Source organism: Bacteroides sp. ET71 (assembly GCF_023336905.1).
GTDB lineage: Bacteria > Bacteroidota > Bacteroidia > Bacteroidales > Bacteroidaceae > Bacteroides.
In genome coordinates this window covers 21,881-27,880 of the sequence record NZ_JAMBLS010000035.1, presented here as the reverse complement: position 1 = coordinate 27,880, position 6,000 = coordinate 21,881, and the positions used below count along the sequence as shown (strand labels likewise).

Here is a 6,000-nt window from a genome sequence, read left to right as displayed (position 1 = left end):
TGGGCAAATCCTGTTTGGCCAAAAGGGTCAAAGTCGCGTGGCTTTTCCAGGCGGACACATATCCGGCCTCACACAGTTTCAGACGTACTTCCTTTGTCATCACGCACACTTTTTTCCTGACGGTGGCTTCCGTAAATCCGTACATGTCAGCCACCTCTTTGGCTGTATATCCATTCTTCATACTGACGAAGACCTTTTTGTTCAGTTCACCGAACCTTTCAAGCACTTCATCGGTAATCGTATGGATGGCTTCCACATCCAGTTTGGAGAATACCGTCGGGTTATTATCCGCGATGTTCACCACCATGCGCCATATTTCCTCGTCGTCCAACGACACAATGTTATGGCAACTCTCCACCATCCGGTAGAAATCCAATATGCGTTTGGCTATGACGGCATAAAGCAAACCTTTTATTGTATGCCGTTTTTCGTCATGGTTCCCGATGATTTTCCCCGCATTGTCCCATACGTACATCCACAGGTTTTGTGACAGTTCGGATGCGGCCTCCTTACTGCCCGTCCGCGAATAGAATAGCCCGAAAGCCCACTTAGCATACTTGCCGTAAAGACGTGTGAATGCTGCCGTATCCATGTTTTCCGCAATGGCAGAAAGCAGTTGGAAATCATCTTCTTCCTTATCTTGTCCTAAAGCCGAAACATCCATAATATTTATATTTTTGGACGATGCAAAATTAGCCATACAGTGTGACACTCGTGTTACGTGCCAGTAACATTTATAATAAAAGGTAAAATTCATAGGGAAAGACCTAAAAAGTATCGCATTAAGCCTTTTCAACGCAAAATCGGGTAACACTCGCCCCGTCCGCTACGAATTACATATAGGAAGCAATCCTTTAATGATATAAGAAGTTGATATTTCATTAAACGGCCCTTTTACAATTATGCGTTACAACAAAGAAAAAGCACTGGTCCGGGGCAAGAAAAAAGACAAGGCATTTGTCCGCATCTTCGGCGGAATATTTGTGCTGGTGGGCATCATCCTGTTTACCGTCTGTATCTTCATCTATACCAGCGGTCACACATTCAAAGCAGAAGCTACACCTGTGCAGGCTGTTATCCTGGCCATGCGTGGGGCAAATCACGAATCGCTGGGCACACCGGTGGTGGAATACACAGTCGGCGGAAAGACCTATACTTCCACGCTCAATCTGTCTTCATCGTCCATGCATCCGGGCAAGCAGATTACAGTCTATTACCGCAATGGCAATCCCCAAGAGGTGCGTTATCTGGATGATAACAACTGGATTATCGGCCTATTGATGGCCATGGCGTTCGTGTTTGCCGATATGGGACTGGCTTTTATTCTGGTAAGGCGGAAACACCGGCAGAAAATAGCCCGCTTGCTTGCTACCGGCGATACAGTGGAAGCGGAGATAACAGGCATCCGTGAAGATGACAACCAAAGCATGAACGGACGGCATCCCATCATCGTGAGTTGCCGTTATGTGGCATCCGACGGGCGGATATACCTGTTTCACAGCGGTTCTTTCTGGTATGAGAGTTACGAGATAGATCCCAAAAGAAAGGTGCGTGTCTATGTTGACCGCAATAATCCTTCCAATTATTATGTGGATGTTGACAGTGTGGTGGGATGAGAACGGAAAAAAACGTGTTTAAGGCAAATTATCCTTGGCAACCAGCATCAGTTCGCCCGCTTTCTTCATCAGCGTTTCTTCGGATACATCCGCTCCTTCCATAAAGATAACCAAGAGATAGTCGCCCACCAAAGCAAAAACGTTCAGCACACGCCGTCCTCCTGCCTCTGCGCAGGCTAAGGTGTAGTAGGTAATCCATCTCTTGTCTTTCAGCGTCAGCTCCAGGTAGTCCTGCGTTTCATAGATGTCAGGGTGCTCCCGGAACAGGTGGTCCTTGTAACGCATCAGCCTGCCCAGCAACGAAGCCATGGCAAAGGGCGTGGCCTGGTTGAGGGGTGTGCTGCGTGCTGATGTCAGTCTGAATCCTTGTATTCCGACGGAGGCATACAACACTCCGAAACGTTCCACGCCGCCGGCTATCCGTGTCACTGCATCCGTAGCAAGGGTGTCTCTGTCGGACACTGCTTCTATAGTTGCGTAGTAGAACATTGTTGTCTTGTCTACCCTCAAGGTATCCGGATTCACGCCCGACGCTTTCAGGCGGATTTCAGCGGCAGCTGTCGCGCAGGCACCTCCCAAGGTGAGCAGCGGCCAATATCCTCCGCCCTCTATCTGCATCGTGTCTTTCAATACCGGGGAAAGGATGCAAAGGCCCGTGCGTGGCGCAAACCCTTTCAACAGCTTTTGCAGCTTTGGTTTCAGGTCGGCGTTCATGTCGTAGATGAACTCATCCAGCCTGTCGCGATAGCTTTCTGGAATCATCAGCATGCTGGTCGTCCTTGTGTGTGTCAATCCCTGTGTGCCCCACACCACAAACATGGGACGTTTGCATTTGTCGGTAAAGCGCCAGGAAGACGTCCAGTCTTCATATCCGTCCTCGTCGGTATAACTCCATCTGTTATTTCCGGGGAGGTATTCGTGCAATTCCGTGGCATAAGCATTGTAGTAGCTGAAACCGGGCGGGAGGTTCAGATCGGAAACCAGCACGTAAGCCTCAAACCTGTTGTATATTATGTAGCCGAATGCTGTTACTAAGACCATGACAAAAGCAACGATAGCCGATGGAAGCCACCTCCATTTGCGACGGCTACGGAACACCCGTTGCCCCCTTTCCTGGTGTCTGAGTATCGCTTCGCCAATGTTTCCCACGTTTGTGCCCTGCCTCTTTAGTTTTTCCAAGCTGTTGACAAACGTCTTGTCCTCCTCATAGAATTGGCGGACAAGGAGGTGCGTATATAAGTAGAACTTGTACGGATGGTCGCGGTCCACGAAAACGGGCACGCGGCTTCCCACCTCAATCAGTCCCAACAGCCCCGCCTGCGAGCCGTTGAGCTGTTCCTTAACCTTCCATTTCCGACCGCCGGGCAGGGTGAATTCATAGACTGCCACGAAAGCCTCTCCGCCTTCCTCGACATCTATCTCTTTCTGGATGGCCGTGACGACGGCTTCGGCCTGGATGCCATGCCCTATCAGCTTCCGCTTCTCCCTCAGGATGCCCAGCAGGGAATAGGCGATGTAGCCTGTCACCACCAGACAGATTATACCCGCCCAGCAACTCCCGATGCCTTGGAAGCCATGCAGGAAAAGATTTACTATTCCCGACCCGCTGAACACTCCGGCAAGCAGCAATCCACCCGCTATGGCAACCAGCCACCAGCACAATTCCCGCTTTAAGATTCGCCGGTACGCCTCTTTCCGTATGTCTGTATCGTTCCTCATACCGCTATCAGTTATTTGGGGAGCGAATGTAACGAATGGATGTTTCGTTTCGGTTACGAATCTGTGTAATTGTTTGAAGCCCTCAAAAGCGGACGGCCGGGAATAAAATTTTCCCGTTTAATGTTTATTAACGCAAAATCGGGTAACACTCGCCCCGTCCGCTACGAATTACATATAGGAAGCAATCCTTTAATGATATAAGAAGTTGATATTTCATTAAACGACCCTTTTACAATTATGCGTTACAACAAAGAAAAAGCACTGGTCCGGGGCAAGAAAAAAGACAAGGCATTTGTTCGCATTTTCGGCGGAATATTTGTGCTGGTGGGCATCATCCTGTTTACCGTCTGTATCTTCATCTATACCAGCGGTCACACATTCAAAGCAGAAGCTACACCTGTGCAGGCAGTTATCCTGGCCATGCGTGGGGCAAATCACGAATCGCTGGGCACACCGGTGGTGGAATACACAGTCGGCGGAAAGACCTATACTTCCACGCTCAATCTGTCTTCATCGTCCATGCATCCGGGCAAGCAGATTACTGTCTATTATCGCAATGGCAATCCCCAAGAGGTGCGTTATCTGGATGATAACAATTGGATAATCGGCCTATTGATGGCCATGGCGTTCGTGTTTGCCGGTATGGGACTGGCTTTTATTCTGGTAAGGCGGAAACACCGGCAGAAAATAGCCCGCCTGCTTGCTACCGGCGATACAGTGGAGGCGGAGATAACAGGCATCCGTGAAGATGACAACCAAAGCATGAACGGACGGCATCCCATCATCGTGAGTTGCCGTTATGTGGCATCCGACGGGCGTATATACCTGTTTCACAGCGGTTCTTTCTGGTATGAGAGTTACGAGATAGATCCCCAAAGGAAGGTGCGTGTCTATGTTGACCGCAATAATCCTTCCAATTATTATGTGGATGTTGACAGTGTGGTGGGATGAGAACGGGAAGACGTGTTTAAGGCAAATTATCCTTGGCAACCTGTATCAGCTCGCCCGCCTTCTTCATCAGCGTTTCTTCGGATACATCCGTTCCTTCCATAAAGACAACCAGCAGGTGGCCGCCCACCGAAGCAATGACGTTCAGCACACGCCGTCCTCCTACCTCTGCGCAGGCTAAGGTGTAATCGGTAGTAGGCCAACCTTTGTTCTCCAAACTCTGCTCCAGATAGTCCTGCGTTTCATAGATGTCAGGGTGCTCCCGGAACAGGTGGTCTTTGTAACGCATCAGCCTGCCCAGCAACGAAGCCATGTCAAGGGGCGTGGCCTGGTTGAGGGGCGTGTTGCGTGCCGATGCAAGCTTGAAGCCATGTATCCCGACGGAGGCATACAACTCTCCGAAACACCCTATGCCGCCGGCTATCCGTGCCATCGCATCCGTGGCGAGGGTGTCTTCATCGGACACCGCCTCTATGGCTTTGTAAAAGAACATCGTCTTGTTCACCCTCAAGGTATCCGGATTCATGCCCGACGCTTTCAGGCGGATTTCAGCGGCAGCTGTCGCGCAGGCACCTCTCAAGGTGAGCAGCGGCCAATATCCTCCGCCTTCTATCTGCATCGTGTCTTTCAATACCGGGGAAAGGATGCAAAGACCCGTGCGTGGCGCAAACCCTTTCAACAGCTTTTCCATTAAGACAGAAACAATGAAAAAGGTATTATTTATTTTATTCAATCTTTTAACAATCACAGCTATGTCACAGACAAAAGGACGTTTCGAGGTGCATGACCTCGGTCATTTCAAACTGCATGTTTATTATACCAACGATGCGTTGGGTGATGCAAGCTACATCGTCGAGGGCAAGAATGCGCTCGTTACTATGGAACAACCGTTGTTCAAGGACAATGTGGCGGAGTTTGACGCTTATCTGTCCCGATTGGGCAGGGGTGGCTTTCGAGTTCCGCCGCGGGGCTACATCGGACTTTGAAGCAAACCTGTCCCGGCCTGTCTGGAGAAGCCGGGCTGGAAGATTTGGGCAAAGCCCTGTATAAATAAGGCATATTGAGAGTAATGGCGCTTCGGACGGTTGGGAAACATCACACCGTCCGAAGTTTTTTTTCAGTGGTGGATAAACGGGCTTCAGCCTTGTCCGTATGGCCGCGACTTGTATCGCTTGGTGCGTCCGGGTAACTTTTGCAATACACCGGCATTTTTTTGTTTTCCTCCAATGAGATTTTCCTTCGTATCCTCCTCATCTACAAGAATTATTCCTATCTTTGTCCCCACAAATCAGTTGTTTGATTCTGAAACAACCCAATTAAAGACTAAAAGCATGGCGATAAAGGCGAATACATCTTATTTACAAGGTATATTGTCCTGCCCGTCCGTGGCGGGAAGCTTTATCGTGCACTTTTTCCGGCCTTTCCCTGCATATTTAAGCATCTTTAAGACAAATAACTTGCATATTCGCTGCCAGCTATTACCCCCCCCCTATGCTCTGGTAAGTGGTTGCAATCCAGCAGGTTGCAGAAGGTTACGCTTTACATCTTCGATCGGTGTACGACACACTCCCTGTGTCCGTATGCTGCCCATGCCGTTTTTATACCTCAAAATCCGTCCTTTTCTGCAATCACATTCTCCGGGCATAAACAGACATAAATCCGTTCCATACACACCATTGGGCAAAGCCGGATAACCCAACAGATTGCATGCAAAACA

Annotated in this window: 6 protein-coding genes; 3 read left to right on the top strand and 3 right to left on the bottom strand. The window is 49.5% G+C overall.

The window, feature by feature from the left end; all coding sequences use genetic code 11:
• A partial coding sequence (locus M3090_RS13400) for an RNA polymerase sigma factor (protein ID WP_249057117.1) occupies positions 1-664 on the bottom strand: 664 nt, incomplete at its 3' end.
• A 238-nt stretch (positions 665-902) separates the two neighbouring features.
• On the opposite strand from M3090_RS13400, the gene M3090_RS13395 reads away from it, so the two are divergent.
• Positions 903-1,616, top strand: coding sequence for a DUF3592 domain-containing protein (locus M3090_RS13395; protein WP_249057115.1), 714 nt, complete (start codon positions 903-905; stop codon positions 1,614-1,616).
• 18 nt (positions 1,617-1,634) lie between these two features.
• Here the strand turns inward: M3090_RS13395 and M3090_RS13390 are convergent, their stop codons facing one another.
• Complete coding sequence (locus M3090_RS13390; RefSeq protein ID WP_249057113.1) at positions 1,635-3,335, bottom strand: DUF3592 domain-containing protein; 1,701 nt, start codon at positions 3,333-3,335, stop codon at positions 1,635-1,637.
• Positions 3,336-3,572: 237 nt separating this feature from the next.
• Between M3090_RS13390 and M3090_RS13385 the strand changes: the two genes are divergently transcribed.
• Positions 3,573-4,286 (top strand): DUF3592 domain-containing protein, encoded by a 714-nt coding sequence (locus tag M3090_RS13385; RefSeq protein ID WP_087251583.1) that lies wholly within the window; start codon positions 3,573-3,575, stop codon positions 4,284-4,286.
• Between the two features lie 16 nt (positions 4,287-4,302).
• On the opposite strand, the gene M3090_RS13380 is transcribed toward M3090_RS13385, so the two are convergent.
• Positions 4,303-4,974, bottom strand: a complete 672-nt coding sequence (locus tag M3090_RS13380) for a hypothetical protein (RefSeq protein WP_249057111.1) — start codon at positions 4,972-4,974, stop codon at positions 4,303-4,305.
• Positions 4,975-5,035: 61 nt separating this feature from the next.
• Here M3090_RS13380 and M3090_RS13375 point away from each other — a divergent pair, with 61 nt between their 5' ends.
• Complete coding sequence (locus M3090_RS13375; protein WP_249057108.1) at positions 5,036-5,269, top strand: hypothetical protein; 234 nt, start codon at positions 5,036-5,038, stop codon at positions 5,267-5,269.
• The last annotated feature ends 731 nt before the right edge of the window (positions 5,270-6,000 follow it).

Bases quoted from the DNA above. Each gene is read 5' to 3' on its own strand.
- M3090_RS13395 (WP_249057115.1), top strand. From the start codon at position 903: ATGCGTTACAACAAAGAAAAAGCACTGGTCCGGGGCAAGAAAAAAGAC.
- M3090_RS13390 (WP_249057113.1), bottom strand. From the start codon at position 3,335: ATGAGGAACGATACAGACATACGGAAAGAGGCGTACCGGCGAATCTTA.
- M3090_RS13385 (WP_087251583.1), top strand. From the start codon at position 3,573: ATGCGTTACAACAAAGAAAAAGCACTGGTCCGGGGCAAGAAAAAAGAC.
- M3090_RS13380 (WP_249057111.1), bottom strand. From the start codon at position 4,974: ATGGAAAAGCTGTTGAAAGGGTTTGCGCCACGCACGGGTCTTTGCATC.
- M3090_RS13375 (WP_249057108.1), top strand. From the start codon at position 5,036: ATGTCACAGACAAAAGGACGTTTCGAGGTGCATGACCTCGGTCATTTC.